Here is an 18,056-nt window from a genome sequence, read left to right on the forward strand (position 1 = left end):
GGAGTTCAAGGTTGCGGGCAGGTTCTGATGAGGAGCGACTCGCCGCCGATCAGGATTTCTACCGGGTCGCTCCAGATGTTCTTCTCCCGGATCTCCGGGCTGAGGAGATCGAAGGCACGCTGGCTCACCGCGATCCCCATAGACGGTTCCATAGCCTGGGATATCTTGTTGCCAATGTTTCCGCCGACCCAGAAAGTTCGGGCCGGGCCACTCAGGTCGGTCACGATTCCCGAGCACATCGGGCCGTCGTCGATTCCGATCCTGAATCTCAGTTTGATCTGGCCGCACGTGGCCGACGCCAAACCCGGTTGAAAGTCTGCCACGATACTTCGCTGAACCATCATGGCAGTGGCGAAAGCACGATCCACTCGATTGTCACCGCGAAATGCCACCAAAGCGCCATCGCCATGCATGTCGTATATTTTCCCGCCCTCTGCTTCGGCCAGCAGGGCGACCGGAGAAAAGATGATTTGAAGGAGATCTCGCATCACCTGGACCCCGAGCATCGAGGTGAGGTCGGTGGACTGCCGGAGATCGATGTACGCGCTGGCCGTGGGAATCGGATCCGGCCGCACCGGTTGGGGAAACGCGGACAGGAACTGGGAGACGGAATGTCGCAATGTACGGCCACTCATGATCGCTCCGAGGGAGTCGTTGAAGTGGCCAAGCGCCACCTGACCTCAATGTAAGTCAGGAGTTGTATTTTTACAATATGCGAGTTATAATCTGGTATATAGGCAGGTCAGGGCGCTTTGGGTGGAGGGTTTCCCTGGCGACGCAGCGCATCCATGTCAGTGATCGTGAGGCGAAGCCGACCCCTGCCCATGACGCCCTCGGTGCGCAACGTGTGCAGGGCCTTGTGCACGGCGGACTCACTCACTCCCGAGAGCGGCGCCAGGTCCGTCTGGGCGATGATCGGGTCGAGGTCGATGCCGTGCTCGGTGCTCGTCCCGTGCCGGTCCGCCAGCTCGATCAGGGTCCTGGTGACGAGCGTGAGCGCGTCGTACTGGTTGGTATCCAGGCGGTAGGTCTTCCGGCGCTCGTCGCGGGCCAGCATCACCTGGGTGAGAGCGAAATGGGCGGGCGGATTGTCCATCAGGAACTTGATGAAGTCCTCGCCGGGAATCTCGATCGCGACGAATTCCCCGGTCGCCCGCACGGTCGCCGATCGTGGCGAGTGCCGCATGGCCGCCGCCACGCCGATGGTGTCACCGCGAACCTGAAAGTCCACGACCTGCAGTCGCCCCTGGGCATCCGGAGATTCCACGCGCGCGACCCCGTGCAGAATCACGAAGACTTCCTGTGACTCGTCGCCCATGGTGATGAAGATCTGGCCATCGGAAATGACGCGACGGCGACCGAGCGCCAGCAGCATGGCGCGATTCTCCGGCGCCAACGACCCCAGATAGGTGGTCGACGGCCATTCCTGGAGAGCCTCGTCCGAGGTGGTGTTCACGGCGTCCTCGCTATTCGCCCACAGCGCGGGTCGCCCAGGGCGCAACTCCGTCATGATAGTCCCTGGTCAACGACCGCGGACGAACGCTCACACGTCGTCGGCGGACTGCGTCTGCAGGTGTGGGTTGATTTCGAAGGTGCGCCAGATCCGCCCGATGGTGGACTTCGACAGGCCACTGTGTTGTGCCATGGTCGCCCGCGACCACCGCGAACCCCCCTTCGGTGACTCTTGGATAGTGGCCATGACGACCTGTTCGATCTGTTCCGCGGTGATGGTCGCGGGACGGCCGCGAGGTTGGCGGCTGGCCAGCCCTTCCAGGCGGCGCCGTACGAAATGGTTGCGCCACTTGGACACCGTGTCCGCGTGCACGTTCAGCTCGGCGGCGACCGCTTCGTTGCTCTTGCCCTGAGCGCAGGCGAGCACGATCGCCGAACGCAGGGCGAGACCCGAGGAGGTGGCGGCCCATTCAAGCAGCTGCGCGCGTTCCTGGTCGGTGAGTTCGACGTCGGCCTTGGGGCGGCCGGGGCGGCCATTATCGGTCAGGCCGTCCAGGCGGGACTTGAGGAATCGGGTGCGCCATTTGCCGACGGTTATCGATGTGACGCCGAGTTCGGCGGCGACTCGCTCGTTGACGGCTCCGGGCGCCGCGCAGCGGAGGACGAGCTCGGCCCGCATCGCCCGGGCGGGCGCGGAGTCGTCCAGAGACCAGCTGATCAGCTGTTCGCGCTCCTCGTCGGTCAGGACCAGTTTGATCACCGGAAAGCTCCCCAGTCGCATCCACATTCCGTACGCGCACGACAAACCCGCCGACAAATTCGCGGCGGACAGGTGAGCCGGCGTACTTAATGGACGCACCAAACGGCGGAGACGACCAGAGCCATTACGTGCCCAGAAAATCCGAATACTGGTCCTGGGGGGCGCGGAATGCCGTCCGGTGGGATCGGCGCGAGTGATTCGCGTCGCTGCCCCTACTTAGGCACCCGTGACAAGCGATGCGGGCAGCGAATCTATCCGGCCTCGATTTGTTTCACACGATTAATCACACACATTCCCTTCAAGCTCTATCGGCTCGTCGTGGCTGGCCAAGTACGCGGGATCCGGAGGTGGCCCGGGTTCCAGTAATCAGCAGGGCGAGCCCTGCCGCATTTTCCGGTCGATATTAGACGCGCTTCCGACAGCCCCAGCGTGTCACCGGTTAAAATGTGATTTACGTCATAGCCCAGACGAATAGGCGTCGGTTAAGTCCGTTATACCGCCCAGTCTCATCTGCGGAAATATCGCGAATTAGAGACTCATAGCCCCATCACGGCTAATCACCCGAATCTACCTACGCATATGAATGCGTGCTATACCGTCTCTTTGTTCCTTTACTGACGCATGGGGCGCAAGTGACGTCCCACGACAGACCTGGGGTTACACCATGAAGCGCACCTTCGTTGTAGGTGGCATTAGCGCGGGCCTGCTGGCCTCCGCTCTTGTCACCTCCCCGGCCCAAGCGACCGACGAGGTCCCATCGGTCATCCTCGCCAACACGAACATGGCCGCCCGCCAGGTCGCCGCGTTCTGGTACGGCGAGCGCAAGGCCAACCTGATCGGCGCCACGCCGTACAACGTGGAGACCAAGGTCGTCGCCAAGCACGTCTCGACCGGCGGCCCGGCCGCCGACAGCAAGCCCGGAACCATTCCGGCGATCGGCGACGAGAAGAGCGGCGGCTCCTCGAAGAACGTCAACCTGCCCCGGACCACGGGCAAGGTGTTCTTCATCGGCGCCGACCACCGGCCGCACTGGTGCACGGGCACCTCGATCCAGTCGGCTCACCGCAATCTGGTCGCCACCGCGGGCCACTGCGTGTACGACACCGAGTCGAACAAGGCCACGCTCGACAAGTGGGTCTTCATCCCCGGTTACTACGAGGGCAAGACCCCGTGGGGCATCTACGTCGGCAAGCAGGCGTTCACGCACTACGACTACGACGTCTACGAGGACGGCGACCGCGACTACGCGTTCGTGACCGTGTACAACGGCGTCATCCCCACCTCGGCCGACGTCGACCGGCACTACGACAGCAAACGTTTCGAGACCAAGACCGAGGCGGAGAAGGAGAAGGCCAGGCTGCTGGCCGACCCCGCCTCCGCGCGGGCCGAGCTGACCGTGGTCCCGGTCCGCGACTACCGGCACGTGGTGCCCGGGGGCATCGTGCCCGGGGAGTACGAGACGGTCCTGAACATCAAGTACGAGACCTTCCAGAGGTTCAACCCGTCCCACCAGCTGACGGTGCAGCCGAAGCCCAAGCCCGCTGACCCGAAGGTCGACGGGACCGACTACTTCGACACGCAGATCAGGCCTGACGCGTGGAAGCCCCCGGCCGGCGACCCGAACGCGATCCAGTACCTGTCGGCGGATCACCGGACGCTGTACTTCAAGATCTCTACGAACGTGGACGGCCCGCCGGAGTACCGCTACTACTACCGGACGTACAAGGCGACCTTCGACCTGGACTACAAGGTCGTCGGCAAGCTGTACTCCATCGGCCTGAAGGACGTCGGTCGCCTCGGTGACAACGTCGGCGGCCAGGGCTTGGCGTACAACCAGAAGGTCGGCAAGAACGTCTTCGTCTTCGGTTACCCGAGCGGCTCGCACCCGGACGGCAACCACGCTTTCACCGGCAAGACCCTCAAGTACCAGTACGGCAAGACCTTCGCCGCCTCGGCTTCGGCCATCAAGGCGGAGGAGCTCATCGGGGTCAAGTCCTCGTTCACCGGTGAGGGTTCGATCGGTTCGGCGTGGCTCGTCGAATACAAGAGCGCGCGTCGCCTCGGTTTCCTGAACGGCGTCACGATCGGCGTCGCCGACCGCGACGGTAACAACCGTTACGACACCAGCGTCTCGCCGTACTTCGACGGGGAGACCTACGGGGTCTACAAGGTCGCCGCGAACCTGTGGTCAGGCAAGATCGTCTAACAGCAGGTGCCCTCGGGTCCTGCCAGGGTCCGGTCTGCCAGCGGCCGGGCCCTTCTGGAATTGTCGGTGGGGGTGCGTAGGGTGGCCTGGTGGTTGAGCGAGGGCGCAGGGGCCTCCCGCCGGAGGCGGGCACGACGATCCGTTCGGTGAGCTGGGATGGGGATGACCTGTCCGGCCAGGAACATCATCGGGTCGAGTTCGTCGACGTGGACATGACCGAGGCCACCAGCAGCCGCGCGGTCTTCTCCGAATGCACCTTCCGCGGCGTGCGCTTCAACGTCTCCACCCACACCGAGTCGGCGTTCCTCAACTGCACGTTCGTCCGCTGCTCGTTCTTCGACGCCACCTTCACCGGCTGCAAGCTGGTCGGCAGCACCTTCGACGACTGCACGTTCGCGCTGCTCAAGGTCGACGGCGGCGACTGGTCCTTCGCCGCCCTGCCCTACGCCGACCTCACCGGCACAACCTTCGATGGCGTCCGGCTCCGCGAGGCCGACCTGCGGAACACCATCTGCGCGCGTGCCACTTTCCGCGGCGTCGATCTCTCCGGGGCTTCGTTACGCCAGACGGATTTCACCGAATGCGACCTGCGCGGCAGCGACCTCTCCGCACTGGATCCCCGCGCGGCCACCGTCACGGGAGCGAAGATCGACTTTTCCCAGGCGATCACCATCGCCGCCGCGCTGGGGATGGACGTCGGCTGAGGACCGGTTTCTCGCCGTGGTGGAGTGGGACGATACCCTGATCGGTGATGTATCGAATCCTGCTCACGCGAGTTCTGAGCCGTACTGACGCCGAGACGGTTCATCATCTGACGATCCGGTTGCTCCGGATCCTGGCCATCCTGCCCCTGGTGAAGCAGATCCTCCACGGCTGGCTGGCCCCGCGTGATGAGGCTCTGCGCGTCCAGGCTTTCGGCGTGCACTTCCCCAGCCCGTTCGGGCTGGCCGCCGGGTTCGACAAGAACGCGGAATGCGTGGAGCCGCTGGCCGCGCTGGGGTTCGGCCACGTCGAGGTGGGCACGATCACCGCACACGCGCAGCCGGGCAACGCCCGCCCCCGCCTGTTCCGCCTCATCGGCGATCGGGCGATCATCAACCGGATGGGCTTCAACAACAACGGCGCGACAGCGGCCGCGAAACGCCTCAGAAAGCCCCGTAGCCTCCCGGTCGTCGTCGGCGTCAACATCGGCAAGACCAAGGTCGTGCCCGAGGACGAGGCCGCGCGCGACTACGTGACCAGCGCCAGGACGCTGGCTCCGCTGGCCGACTACCTGGTCGTCAACGTCAGCTCGCCCAACACCCCGGGCCTGCGCGACCTGCAGGCCGTGGAGCTGCTGCGCCCCCTGCTCACCCAGGTCAAAGCCGTCGCGGGCCGTACGCCCCTGCTGGTGAAGATCGCGCCCGACCTGGCCGACGAGGACGTGGACGAAGTCGCCCAGCTCGCGGTGGAACTCGGCCTCGCCGGAATCATCGCCACGAACACCACGATCAGCCGAAAAAACGTCTCATCCACGGAACAAGGCGGACTGTCTGGCCGGCCGTTGAAGGAGCGCTCGCTGGAAGTGCTCCGCAGGCTGCACGCCAAGGTGGGGGACCGGCTCGCGCTCGTCTCGGTCGGCGGCGTGGAGAGCGTGGACGACGTCTGGGAACGTCTTCTCGCCGGCGCCACCCTGGTCCAGGGCTACACCGGGCTGATCTACGCGGGACCGCTGTGGCCGTCCCGCATGAATCGCCAGCTCTCCCGCCGCCTGCGCCGACATGGGTACACCTCGATCGCCCAGGTCATTGGGCGAGTCGACTAACCCTTGTCGGAGCCCTCGTTGGCTCCCCGCACGAAATAGCGCTGGAAGACAACGAAGATTACGGCCACCGGAATGGTGGCCAGCAGAGCCGCACCCAGTTTGAGCGGATACTGGGTGCCGACCCCCAGCGACCCCGACACCAAGTCGGCCAGACCCCGGGGCAGCGTGAACAGCGCCGGATCCTGCACGGCCACCAGGCTGTGCGGGAACTCATTCCAGGTGCCCTGGAAGGAGATGATCATCAGCGTGATCAGCGCCGGTCGGGCCATCGGCAGCACGACCGACCAGAACGTCCGGAACACCCCGGCTCCGTCGATCCGCGCGGCCTCCTCGACGCTAACCGGAATGGACTCGAAGAACTGTTTCATGATGAACACGCCCGCCGCGTCCGCGATCACCGGCAGTACCAGCGCGGTGTAGCTGTTGTAGATCCCGATCTGATTCAAAACCAGAAATTTTGGGATAAAGAGCACAACGCCCGGGACCGCCATGATGGCGAGGATCGCCGAGAACAGCCCGGCGCGGCCACGGAACCGGAGGCGGGCGAGAGCGTAGCCCGCCATCGAGTCGAGCAGCAGCCGCCCGAGCGTCACCACGATCGTGATCACGATCGAGTTGCCCAGCCAGAGCGGCAGGTCGGTGCCGAGGAACACCCGCTCGTACCCGCCCGTGGACACCGGGTCGGGGAACGGCGACAGCGGGTTGGCCGCAGCGTCCGATTCGGTCTTGAACGAGTTTCCGATCTGGATCACGAACGGGTAGAGGAAGACCAGCGCGAAGAAGATCAGGACGCAGTAGCCGACGAAGGTCGAGGCGAACGTCCGCCCGCCGGTGGTGTCGCGAGTCACCTCACACCTTCCGATCCCGCATGACCCATCGCTGGATCAGCGTCAGCACCACGATGATGGCGAACAGCACGAACGAGATCGCCGTCCCGGAGCCGTACTCGAAGCTCCGGAAGGCTGTCTGGTAGGACAAGAACGCCGGAGTAAGGGTGGTCTTGGCGGGATTGCCCTGACTCATCACGTAGATCTGGTCGAACACCTGCCACGTGGAGATCAGCCCCAGCGTCAGCACCAGGAACAGCGTCGGCTTGAGCATCGGCAGCGTCACGTAACGGAAGACGCCCTTGTTGCCCGCGCCGTCCAGCTTGGCGGCCTCTTCCAGGGTTACCGGGATGTCCTGCAGGGCGGCCAGGAACATCAGCATGAACGTGCCCGAGGTGGTCCAGATGACCAGCATGATGATGGTCGTCATGGCCACGCTCGGCCCCGACAGCCAGTCCCACCAGGACAGGCCAAACGGACCCGACTCCAGCAGCGCCGTCGGCGGAGCGTCCAGATCGACCAGACCCACCCCGCTCAGCAGCAGGTGCAGGGTCCCCCGGGAATCGGAGAACCACTGCGGCCCGTCGATGCCGAAGACGCTCAGCAGGTTGTTGACCGCGCCCGAGTTGGCGAACACGAACAGGAAGACCACGCTGATGGCCACCGAGCTGGTGACCGAGGGGAAGAAGAACGCCGCACGGAAGAACGACTTGCCGCGCAGCAGCCGGTTGTTGACGATCATGGCCAGACCGAGCGCGAGCAAGGTCTGGCAGGGCACCACGATCAGCACGTAGTAGACGTTGTTCCGCAGGCTCGTCATGAAATCCTGCCGGGTGAGCCCGTCCTCGGTGAACAATCGGGTGTAGTTCTCGGTCCCCACGAAAGGCACGCTCGATTTGAACGGGCTGCCCTGCCCGTTCCAGTCGGTCACGCTGACCCACAGCGCCATCAGAATCGGCAACAGCATGAACAGGCTGAGAATGACGACAACTGGGGCCACGAACAGCCAGCCCGCGAGGTTCTCCCTGGCGGCGGCGGAGAACCCTCGACGCCGCGCGGCAACAGCCACGACGGCCTCCTTTCGGGCCGCCCGGTACGGCACCCGCCCCCCGAGGCGAGTGCCGTACCGGCGCGGAAATGGGGTTAGTTGCCGAGGGCTGCCGTGGTGTTCTTCTGCACCCGCTCCAGCAGGGTCTTCGGCTTGATCGTGTCGAGCTGCTGGATGCCGGTGTCGAAGTCGGCCAGCACGCTGTCCATCTTGGGCGCGTTGACCGGGCCGTGCGCGTAGTCGGCGCCGTTCACGAAGGGGGCGTCGTTCGGGAAGGCCGCGGTGTAGGCGTCCTTGGCGGACTGGCGGGAGGGCATGACGCCGAACGCCGTGGCGAACGCCATCTGCTGCTCGACGGTGGTCATCGCCTCGACGAAGCTGATGGCCTGCTCCTTGTACTTGCTCTTGGCGGAGATGCCCCAGCAGTTGGTGAAGGAGAGCGTGCCCTTGCCCTTGGGACCGGCGGGCATCTCGTGGACCGAGTACTTCACGTCGGGGAAGTCGTTGGTCATCGCGCCCTTGATCCAGTTGCCCTCGACCGTCATCGCGGCCTTGCCCTTGCCGAAGGCCTCACCGGCCCAGCCGGCGTCCAGCTGCTTGGGCGTCTGGGCGTACTTGTCCTTCATCAGGCCCTGGACGTAGGTCAGCGCCGTCAGGTTCTCGGGCGTGTCGGCGGTCGCGGTCTTGCCGTCCTGGCTGATGATCCAGCCGCCCGCGCCGACCATGAACGCGCCCACCCGGTCGCGGGTGTCGCCGAGCGCCAGCGGGGTGATGTCCTTGGCCTTCAGCTTCTCGCTGGTGGCGGTGAGCTGGTCCCAGGTGGTCGGCACGTCGGCGTCGGTCAGCCCGGCCTTGGCCCACAGGTCGGTGTTGATCACCAGGGCCAGGGTGGAGAAGTCCTTGGGCGCGCAGTAGTACTTGCCGTCGTAGGTGAAGGTGTCGCGCAGGCTCTGGTAGAAGTCGGTCGGGTTGGAGATCTTGTCGCCGTACGGCTCCAGCGCCCCCACGCTGGCGTAGTCGGCGAACCGGGACGCGTCCACGTAGAACACGTCCGGCGGGCTGTCACCCGCGAAGGCCTGGCCGAGCTGCTGGCCGAGGTCCTGGGCGGGCGTCACCGTGGCTTTGTTGCCCGTCTTGGTGGCCCACGCGGCGGCGGCGTCGTTGACCGCCTTGGTCTCGGCCTCGCCGGAGGAGCCGATCATGATCTGCAGGTCGGCCGGTCCGGCGGAGGCCGGGGCCTGGGTGGGAGCGGCGCCCGGCTCCTCGAAACCGCTGCCGCAGGCGGCTGCCGAGAGCAGGGCGGCGGACGCGGCCGACAGGACGGCCGCCTTTCGAAGGGTGCTGCGCTTCATCGCGATATTCCTTGTCTTTCCGGGGGTTGTGCGCTGATCTCTGGTCAGGCGGACTGCCGTACCACCAGGAAGGGCGGGAGCAGGAGGTGGCTGGGCGGTGTTCCTTCGAGGGCCCGGCTGAGCAGGCTCATGCAGCGGGCCGCGGCTTCGGTCAGGGGCTGGTGCACGCTGGTCAGCCCGATCGCCTTGGCCACCGGGGTGTCGTCGAAGCCGATCACGGCGATGCGCCGGTAGGCCTCGGCGTGCCAGGCGGGGTTGGGGGAGCGGGCCACCTGCAGGGCGCCGAGCGCGAGCGAGTCGCTGGCGCAGACCAGGGCGGTGATGTCGGGGTCGCCGGCCAGCAGGTCGCGGGCCGCGTCCTCGCCCTCGACGCTGCCGTCGTCGGTCTCCCGGCTCAGGCCGGTGGGGTCGAGCCCGGCCCCGGCCAGGGCCCGGGACCAGCCGAGCCGGCGGTCGTCGCCGACGCCGGACCCGGGCGGCCAGCCGATGAAGGCGATCCGGCGGTGCCCGGCGGCGAGCAGGTGCTCGGTGGCCGCCTCGGTGCCGGCCGCGCCGTCCACGTCCACCCACGGGTGCCGCACGTCGGGGAGTTCGCTCCACGGGCGGCCGAACGTGACGAACGGCAACTGCCGCTCGAGCAGCCAGGAGGTGCGGAGATCCTTGTGGTGGGTGCTGGTCAGCACGAACGCGTCCGGCTCGTGCGCGCCGAGCAGGTCCTCGAAGGCGGCGATCTCCTTGTGGTCGTCGGCGGCGGTGTACAGCAGCAGCCGGTGGCCTGCTTCGGCGGCCGCCTCGGTCAGCCCGTGCAGGAACCGGTCGAAGACCGAGCCGTTGATGCCGTCGCCGACCGGGTCGACCCTGATGGCGATCAGCCCGGACCGGCCGGTGCGCATCTGCCGGGCCGCGAGGTTCACTCGGTAACCGAGCTCCTCGACGACTTCCAGCACCCGCTGCCGCGTCTCCGGGCGTACGACCTCGGGGGTGTTCAGAGCGTTGGAAACGGTCTGCCGGGAGACGCCCGCGACACGGGCGACGTCGGCGATCGTCACCTTTTCGGCCATGAACACACCTTTCGGGGGGTTGAACGTTCAAATAGAAGTAAGGCATGATTTGATCGTTCAAAGTTAGAGAATTGTTTCGCAATCTGCACCTCCCGCGACCGTCTGTCAAGGGCAGGGCCGCTGGATGGAGATAACGAAAGGACTACGTGTGCTTGCCGAACCGCACAGCGGTCTGGGCGATCATCGCCTGCAACCGCTGCTGCACGACCTGATCAGCACGGTCATGGCGCCTACCAGCGCGCTCAGCGGCGCCGACGGGCAGATCCGTCCGGCGGGGGTGCAAGGGCTCTTCCACGCTGACACCCGTGCGCTGTCCCAGGCCACCCTGCTGGTCGACGGCCACGAACCGGAGGCCATCGGCTACGCCCCGGCCGGTCCGGGTCGCAGCCGATTCACCTCGCTGGCCCGCCGGCTTGGCGATCGCATGCCGGATCCGACCGTACGGATCGACCGGGTGCGCGAGATCGGCCCGACCGGTATGAGCGAGAGCGTGGAGATCACTTCTACCGCCTCCATGACCGTGACGGCCACCGTGAGCATCGAGCTGGCCTGCGATTTCGCGCCGATCAGCGTGGTCAAGTCCGGAGGTGACACCGAGACCAGCGAACCGGTCCGCACTGGGCCTGGGCAGTTGTCGTGGCGTTCCGGGCGGATCCGGGTGGTGGCGACCGGGGCGGGAGCCTCGGTTGTGGACGAGTCCCGGCTGGTGTGGCAGATCACGCTGGCGCCGCGCAGCCGGGTGATCCTGTTCTGGGACACCCTGATCGAGGATCCGGACGCGGTCGTGGTCGCGCCACCGGGGGAACTGGAGTGGAGCGTGCCGGGGGTGACCGTCGCGGACCGGCGGTTGACCCGGATGCTCGACCAGGCGCTGGACGACCTCGCGTCGCTGCGGTTGACCGAGGCCGGCACGCCGGAGGACACCTTTCTGGGCGCGGGAGTGCCCTGGTTCCTGACGTTGTTCGGCCGGGACAGCCTGTGGGCGGCGTCGATGATGCTTCCGCTGGGGACCGACCTGGCCGGGGGGACGTTGCGTACGCTGGCCCGGCGGCAGGGGGTTCGAATTGATCCCAGGACCGGCGAGGCTCCCGGGAAGATCATGCATGAACTGCGCCGGGACGAGTTCGTCGAGCCGGCGCACAACGTGCGGATACCCGCCGCGTACTACGGCACCATCGACGCCACCCCGCTCTGGATCAGCCTGCTGCACGACGCCTGGCGGTGGGGTCTGCCGGAGGACGAAGTCGCGGCGCTGGTGCCCAACCTGGAGGCGGCGCTCGGCTGGCTGCGCGACCACGCCGATCCGGATGGGGATGGCTTCATCGAATACATCGATTCCAGCGGGCGTGGCCTGGCCAATCAGGGCTGGAAGGATTCCGGTGACTCCATCCGGTTCCGGCATGGCGGCATGGCTGAGCCGCCTATCGCGCTGGTGGAGGTGCAGGGGTACGCCTACCAAGCAGCCCGGCAGGGGGCGTCGCTGCTTGAGGCGTTCGGTCGTCCGGGGGCCGAGGAGTGGCGCGAGTACGCCGCGGCGCTGGCCGAACGGTTCCGCGCCAAGTTCTGGGTGGACGGGCCGCATGGGAGGTTCCCGGCGCTCGCGCTCGATCACGACAAGCGGCCGGTGGACGCCTTGACCAGCAACATTGGGCATTTGCTCGGCACCGGGCTGCTGTCGGAGGAGGAAACCGCGCAGGTGGCCGCGCTGCTCGCCTCGCCCGCGATGGCGGAAGGGTTCGGGTTGCGGACGATGTCGGCGGAGGAGGGTGGGTACAGCACGCTGTCCTACCATTGCGGGTCCATCTGGCCGCATGACACGGCCATCGTGATCGCCGGACTGGCCCGCGAGGGCTTCGGCGACCAAGCCGCGGTACTGGCGGAAGGGCTGCTGGCGGCTGCGGAGTCGTTCGGGTATCGGCTGCCTGAGTTGTATGCGGGGGATAGCCGGGAGAGCGTGATCCGGCCGGTGCCGTATCCGGCGGCATGCCGCCCGCAGGCCTGGTCGGCGGCTGCGGCGGTGACGATCGCGCATGCGGCGGTGGGGTTCTATCCGGATGTGCCCGGCGGGCGCGCGGTGCTACGGCCCCTGGCCGGTGCGCCGCTCGGGGCGGTTTCGGTACGGGGCCTGCGGGTGGGGGGTGCCCATGTCGACGTGCACGTGGACTATGACGGCAAGGCCACAGCGACCGGACTTCCGGCGGGGATGTCACTGAGCTGACAACTGGTCTTTGGCGTCTTCTGGGTGGGTTCTACTGCGACCAATCGGGTGCCGTGTGGTGGTCGGGGTTCGTAGCGGGTAGGTGGCGCAAGCCACGGCGATGGCGGGGGCGGGCGGAGCCCGGACAAACACAAAAGGGTGGGTGGGAGTTCCACGGTAAGCGATCGGGTGGGGTGTGAGGGCTGGGGTCCGTAGCGGGTGGGCAGGACGGACACTCCGGCCGACCGTGATAGCGGGCCTCTCGTTAGCCGCTGGTCAGCGGCCATCGCGGGCGCGGTGGTCTCGGGCACGGTCTTACGTCGGCCTACGTGTCCGCCCTGCCCACCCGCGGGGTGACCCGCCGTACTTCGCGCGTCGGTCTTTTGAGGCGAAGTTGGATCACTCGGGATTGTTGGGGTCGTTGTTGGTTGGGGGGGTCGTGCCGTTCTGGCCATTTTGGCCGTTTTGGGTGTTGTGGGGAGGGAGGGCGTTGGAGTTGAGGACGCGGTGCATCCAGAGGTGGGGGTCGGAGATTTCTTGGCGGGTGGGGAGGGTGTTGGGGGAGGTCCAGACGCGGTTGAAGCCGGCCATGCCTGCTTCGTTGACGACGGCTTTGACGAAGGTGGAGCCCTCGGCGTACTGCTTCATTTTGAGTTCGATGCCGAGGAGGCGGCGGATGATCTGGTCGATGCGGGAGCCGCCGGCGCGGCGGTGGTGGAATTTGGCGCGGATGTCGGCGACGGAGGGGACCACGGAGGGGCCGACGGCGTCCATGACGTAGTCGCCGTGGCCCTCGACGAGGGTCATCACGGCGGTGACGCGGTCGAGGATGGTCTTCTGCTCGGGGGTCTGGATGGCCTCGATGATGTTGCTGTCGCCGCCCTTGAAGGCGTCGGCGACGGCGTCGGTGACGTCGCGCATGCGGTGGAGCAGGGTCGAGAGATCCAGATCGGAGATGGTGAGGAATTCCGTCATCTGGGACTGGAGGTATTCGCGCAGCCAGGGGACGCCGGTGAACTGCACCCGGTGGGTCTCCTCGTGCAGGCAGACCCAGAGGCGGAAGTCACGAGGGTCCACAGCGAGTTCGCGCTCCGCGTGCACGATGTTCGGCGCGACCAGGGTCAACCGGCCGGTGGGCGCGTTGCCGTCGGGGTCCGGCGGCAGGAACAGCTCGTACTGCCCGAGCACCCGGGAGGCGAGGAACGCCAGCACGGCGCCCACCTCGACCCCGGTGATCCGGGAGCCGACCGCGCTCACGATGCCGGGCATGCTGCTGCCGACCTTGTCGGTCAGCGGCTCAAGGACGACCTTGAACCCGTCCACGTTGGCCCGGATCCAGCCAGGCCGGTCGACGATCGTGGCCTCCTCCGGAGGCGCCGAGTCGATGCCGGTGAACTCCTTGACGTGGCCTTCGGCCTCGCGGGACAGCCGGCGGAGCTCGGTCACGGCGTTCTTGGCCTCGTCCCGGCTCACCTGCGGGCCCGGGCGGACCAGACGCACTCCGGTGGCGACGGCGAGGTCCCAATCGATTACTGCGGGCATTACTCGCTCACCGCTCCTCATTAGCTGCGTTCCGCATTTCCCCCACCGTATGTCCTGCCGTTACGCCGCGCGCGACACGATCGCGGCAAGCTTGTCAAGCGCCTCGATCGTCTTCGCCGGGTTGGCGACGTCGTTGGCCATGAAGGCGAAGCTGAGCAACCGGCCGTCCATGGTGTAGACGAGGCCGGTCAGCGTGTTCACTCCGTTGAGCGTGCCCGTCTTGGCGCGGACCAATCCGGCCCCGGCCCGCGAGTCGGACTCGTCGTACCTGTCGTGCAAAGTTCCGGTATACCCGGCCACGGGCAGGCCGCTGACCAGCGTGTGCAGTTCGGGATGGGCCGGGGAGGCGGACAGGGCGACCAGTTTGGCCAGCGCCGCCGGGGTGATCCTGTTCTGGGTGGACAGGCCGCTGCCGTCATGCACTTCCACACCCTGGTCGGCGCCGAGCCTGGCCAGCACCTGGTGCACGGCCTGGGCCTGACCGACGAAGGTGTGCGGGAGTTTCTCGCTGATCGCGACCTGCCGGGCGAGGGCTTCGGCCAGGTCGTTGTCGCTGATCGTGAGCATACGTTCGACCAGCTGGTAGACGGGGGCGGACTCGACTCTGGCGAGTTCGGGGGAGGTGGGCTTCGCCGTACCAGGCCGGATGTTGTCGTTGACTTTGATGCCCTGCTTTTCGAGGAGCTCGGCGAACGCGAGGGCGGCCGCGCGGGGCGGGTCGGCGGAGCGGGAGTCCGACTTCGGGGAAACCCGGCCTTCGTCGATCGCGAGCGCCGTCACGGGCATCGCGCTTCCTTCTGGTACGTACGTCGGCTTCCACCCTGGCGCGATCGTCGGCCCATCGAACAGCGAGGCGTCATACCTGAGCGAAACCGACCTGGTCCCCGCGGCTTTGAGCGCCCTCGCGGTACGGGAGGCGAGCGTGGCCAGCGACGCCGGGCGAGGATAGACGCGCTCCTTGGGATCGGCCTCAGGCCCCGCCAGGGTCACGTCGCCGCCGCCGACGAGCGCGATCGACGTGGTGCCCGAGCGGATCACCTTCGTCACCAGTTTGGTGTCCGCCCCGACCGAGGCCAGCGCGGCCACTCCGGTGACGACTTTGGTGGTGGAGGCCGGGGTGAGCGCGGTGCCGGCCGCGGAGTCGAACAAGGTTTCGCCGGTCTCGGTGTCGAGCACCGCCCCCGCCAGTTTTCCGCCAATCGCCGGGGCACCCATCGCATCACCGAGGAGGGCGGCCAAAGTACCCTTGGCTGGGAGAGGTCCGTCTGCCGCGGAGTCCAGCACAGGGCCCGCGGTGACAATGGGGGTGGGAGTCGGTTTCGGTGCCGCTATCGAGGCCGGGAGTTGTTCGGTGCCGTGGACGATCACATAGACGCCCACGGCGATGGCGAACGCCTGCAGCAGGGCGAGGGTGAGCAACAACACCCAGCGCTCGCGTCGCACCACGTGACCTCTTCCTGATATATGCCGCCAAATAGGATCCATGATCCCGGGCCACCCATGATGGCCCAGGTCACACGTTTCTTAATAAACGAGACACTAATGCCACCTCGGGGCCGCCCGGGGTGCTGAGCGGAGGAACCGCAGTGGAATTCGACGTCCTCGTTGAGATTCCCAAGGGGCAGCGGAACAAGTACGAGGTGGACCACACGACCGGGCGTATCCGCCTGGACCGCATGCTGTTCACCTCCACCCAGTACCCCGCGGACTACGGCTTCATCGAACACACCCTCGGCGAGGACGGCGACCCCCTGGACGCCCTCGTCCTCCTCCAGGAGCCCACCTTCCCCGGCTGTCTCATCCGCTGCCGCGCCGTCGGCATGTTCCGGATGACCGACGAGAAGGGCGGCGACGACAAGGTCCTCTGCGTGCCCTCCACCGACCCCCGGATGGAGCACATCCGCGACATCCACCACGTCCCCGAGTTCGACCGCCTGGAGATCCAGCACTTCTTCGAGGTCTACAAGGACCTGGAGCCCGGCAAGTCGGTCGAGGGCGCGAACTGGGTCGGCCGGGTCGAGGCCGAACTCGAGATCGAACGCTCGATCAAACGCGCCCAAACCGCACCCGAACACTGAACCTGATCTGTGTACGCCTTCCACGGCGGTGAGCACCAGCGTCGGCGACGTCACATCAACATGTACGTCCTCCATGGCGATGATGACAACTGACCCGGCCCGAGTCGGCGACGTCGCGTCCTCCGTTGCAGTGACGACGACCGACCTGGCCTGTGTTGGCGGCATCGCGACAACCTGAACACCCCATGGCCGTGATGACGACTGAACCTGGTCTGCGTTGGCGGCCTCGCATCAACCTCCGTGGCGGTGACGACGTTCACCGCGTTCGCGACCGCCACCCGCCAAGCCCGGCGAACCCTGGTGGATCCGACTTTGTTCGTGGCTGGCGGGGCGGTGGATCTGACCTTCCTGGCGGATCCGTGGCCGACGGACGGTCAGTGGACCTCGGCGGTCAGGCTGGGCGGGTGGCGCCGACCAGGTCGCGGCGCCAGATCGACGCGGTGCGGACCACGTCCCCCGTTTGGGGGGCGTGGACCATCAGGCCGCGGCCGATGAAGATGCCGACGTGGTGGATCGTTCCCGGGTCGCTGGAGACGCGGCCGAAGAAGAGCAGGTCGCCTGGCCGGAGCTGGCCCAGGGGCACGTGCGGGCCCGAGGTCCATTGGGTGCCGGTCCAGTGGTCGAGATCGACTCCGGCCTGCTCCCAGGCGCGCATGCTCAGGCCGGAGCAGTCGAAACTCCCCGGGCCGTCGGCCGCCCAGACGTAGGGTTTGCCCAGCTGGTTCAGCGCCCACTGGGCCGCGATCCCGCCCATCCCGGATGACGCCGCACGCGCCCATCTGGGAGCGGACCCCAGGCGGAAGTTCGAATGCCGCCCGGCTGCCGCCTGTTCCCGCCTGATGCGCGCCAGTTCCCGTTCCCGCTTGATGCGCTCCACCTTCGAGCGGGCGGCATCCAGCTGCTCGACCAGGCCGACCTTCTCCTTCTTGATCGACTTGGTCTCCGCCAGCTGCTCCTCGACCGCTTTGGCGGCGGCCTCCTTCAGCCGTTCCGCCTCTTTCGCGGCGGCCTGCTGCTCGGCCAGCGCGTGGGCCGCCTGGGCCTCCAGGATGGCGTGGACCTGCTGCGAGTCCCGCAACCGGTTCATCGTCGCCGACTGCTCGTCGCTCAGCTGGCTGAGCAGGCTGGCCCGGCGCAGGAACGCAGTTCCCTCGCCGACCACCGCGACCATCGGCTGGGAGACGTCGAGCCTGCCGTAGGTGTCGGCCGCGATGGCCGCCACCTGTTTTCGAGCCACCTCGACCTGCGCCTCAGCGCTGGTGAGGTTCGCGGTGAGAGCCTCATGGCGGGTTTTCGCGTCACGAAGCCGAACCAGTTCCCCGTTGTACGCCTCGACGAGACGTTCCGCGCGGCTGGCCAGTTCCTGGAGCCGGGATTCGGCCGTAGCCAGCTTGAGCTGGGCGCGGTTGAGGTCGCGCGAACGTTCCTCGACCTGGTCTTGGGCATCCTCGATATCCGACTTATCGGGCTCGGCGGCGACCGGCGAACCGCCTACGGCGAAGGCGAGAACGCCGACCATGGCGATCATCATCGACCTGCGAAGTGGCATGACAGTCCCCTTCCGTCACTCCACTCCCACCATTCCCATGGATCACCCTGTGCACACTTCTTATCACTCACGGTAATTTGACCAGGCGGGAGCACTCGTGCTCAGCGCTTCCCGGGGTGCTTTAGCGACACGAGCGGTTGGTTTTGCGGGTGTGGTCGCGGGTGGGGTCAGGGGTAGGGG

15 protein-coding genes are annotated in these 18,056 nt (G+C 66.7%); 5 read left to right on the top strand and 10 right to left on the bottom strand.

Features of this window, described 5'->3' with window-relative positions; translation table 11 throughout:
* Positions 1-5: 5 nt before the first annotated feature.
* The 3 genes from Amac_RS28250 to Amac_RS28260 form a co-directional block, all read right to left on the bottom strand.
* A complete protein-coding gene (locus tag Amac_RS28250) occupies positions 6-635 on the bottom strand; it encodes an adenylate/guanylate cyclase domain-containing protein (RefSeq protein WP_155357437.1) in 630 nt (209 codons plus the stop codon).
* Positions 636-742: 107 nt separating this feature from the next.
* Positions 743-1,375 carry a Crp/Fnr family transcriptional regulator gene (locus Amac_RS28255; protein ID WP_170322690.1) on the bottom strand — a complete coding sequence of 211 codons (633 nt, stop codon included), beginning with the start codon at positions 1,373-1,375 and terminating at the stop codon, positions 743-745.
* A gap of 168 nt (positions 1,376-1,543) precedes the next feature.
* Positions 1,544-2,212: a helix-turn-helix domain-containing protein gene (locus tag Amac_RS28260; protein WP_170322691.1), complete on the bottom strand. Its 669-nt coding sequence runs from the start codon at positions 2,210-2,212 to the stop codon at positions 1,544-1,546.
* 664 nt (positions 2,213-2,876) lie between these two features.
* Between Amac_RS28260 and Amac_RS56475 the strand changes: the two genes are divergently transcribed.
* From Amac_RS56475 to Amac_RS28275, 3 genes are all read left to right on the top strand, one after another.
* Positions 2,877-4,418 carry a trypsin-like serine peptidase gene (locus Amac_RS56475; RefSeq protein WP_246268745.1) on the top strand — a complete coding sequence of 514 codons (1,542 nt, stop codon included), beginning with the start codon at positions 2,877-2,879 and terminating at the stop codon, positions 4,416-4,418.
* Positions 4,419-4,507: 89 nt separating this feature from the next.
* On the top strand, positions 4,508-5,122 hold the full coding sequence (locus Amac_RS28270) for a pentapeptide repeat-containing protein (RefSeq protein WP_246268747.1): 615 nt from the start codon (positions 4,508-4,510) through the stop codon (positions 5,120-5,122).
* 47 nt (positions 5,123-5,169) lie between these two features.
* Positions 5,170-6,222, top strand: coding sequence for a quinone-dependent dihydroorotate dehydrogenase (locus tag Amac_RS28275; protein WP_174900232.1), 1,053 nt, complete (start codon positions 5,170-5,172; stop codon positions 6,220-6,222).
* Here the strand turns inward: Amac_RS28275 and Amac_RS28280 are convergent.
* The 4 genes from Amac_RS28280 to Amac_RS28295 all read right to left on the bottom strand — a co-directional run bounded on the left by Amac_RS28280 (position 6,219) and on the right by Amac_RS28295 (position 10,510).
* Positions 6,219-7,070 (bottom strand): carbohydrate ABC transporter permease, encoded by an 852-nt coding sequence (locus Amac_RS28280; protein WP_155357441.1) that lies wholly within the window; start codon positions 7,068-7,070, stop codon positions 6,219-6,221. The genes Amac_RS28275 and Amac_RS28280 overlap by 4 nt on opposite strands.
* Before the next feature lies 1 nt (position 7,071).
* Positions 7,072-8,118, bottom strand: a complete 1,047-nt coding sequence (locus Amac_RS28285) for a carbohydrate ABC transporter permease (protein WP_218041328.1) — start codon at positions 8,116-8,118, stop codon at positions 7,072-7,074.
* 74 nt (positions 8,119-8,192) lie between these two features.
* The gene (locus tag Amac_RS28290) at positions 8,193-9,449 is read right to left on the bottom strand and encodes a sugar ABC transporter substrate-binding protein (protein WP_155357442.1); all 1,257 of its coding nucleotides are present in this window, start codon (positions 9,447-9,449) and stop codon (positions 8,193-8,195) included.
* A gap of 44 nt (positions 9,450-9,493) precedes the next feature.
* Positions 9,494-10,510 (bottom strand): LacI family DNA-binding transcriptional regulator, encoded by a 1,017-nt coding sequence (locus tag Amac_RS28295; RefSeq protein WP_155357443.1) that lies wholly within the window; start codon positions 10,508-10,510, stop codon positions 9,494-9,496.
* Between the two features lie 148 nt (positions 10,511-10,658).
* On the opposite strand from Amac_RS28295, the gene Amac_RS28300 reads away from it, so the two are divergent.
* Positions 10,659-12,728, top strand: a complete 2,070-nt coding sequence (locus Amac_RS28300; protein ID WP_246268748.1) for an amylo-alpha-1,6-glucosidase — start codon at positions 10,659-10,661, stop codon at positions 12,726-12,728.
* Positions 12,729-13,106: 378 nt separating this feature from the next.
* On the opposite strand, the gene Amac_RS28305 is transcribed toward Amac_RS28300, so the two are convergent.
* Positions 13,107-14,249, bottom strand: a complete 1,143-nt coding sequence (locus tag Amac_RS28305; RefSeq protein ID WP_155357445.1) for an Rv3626c family coenzyme F420 biosynthesis-associated protein — start codon at positions 14,247-14,249, stop codon at positions 13,107-13,109.
* Between the two features lie 60 nt (positions 14,250-14,309).
* Positions 14,310-15,695 (bottom strand): D-alanyl-D-alanine carboxypeptidase/D-alanyl-D-alanine endopeptidase, encoded by a 1,386-nt coding sequence (gene dacB, locus Amac_RS28310; RefSeq protein ID WP_246268749.1) that lies wholly within the window; start codon positions 15,693-15,695, stop codon positions 14,310-14,312.
* A 140-nt stretch (positions 15,696-15,835) separates the two neighbouring features.
* On the opposite strand from dacB, the gene Amac_RS28315 reads away from it, so the two are divergent.
* A complete protein-coding gene (locus tag Amac_RS28315; protein ID WP_155357447.1) occupies positions 15,836-16,327 on the top strand; it encodes an inorganic diphosphatase in 492 nt (163 codons plus the stop codon).
* Between the two features lie 391 nt (positions 16,328-16,718).
* Here the strand turns inward: Amac_RS28315 and Amac_RS28320 are convergent, their stop codons facing one another.
* Positions 16,719-17,876 carry a C40 family peptidase gene (locus Amac_RS28320; RefSeq protein ID WP_155357448.1) on the bottom strand — a complete coding sequence of 386 codons (1,158 nt, stop codon included), beginning with the start codon at positions 17,874-17,876 and terminating at the stop codon, positions 16,719-16,721.
* Between the last annotated feature and the right edge of the window lie 180 nt (positions 17,877-18,056).

The sequence above is a fragment of the Acrocarpospora macrocephala genome (genome assembly GCF_009687865.1).
GTDB lineage: Bacteria > Actinomycetota > Actinomycetes > Streptosporangiales > Streptosporangiaceae > Acrocarpospora > Acrocarpospora macrocephala.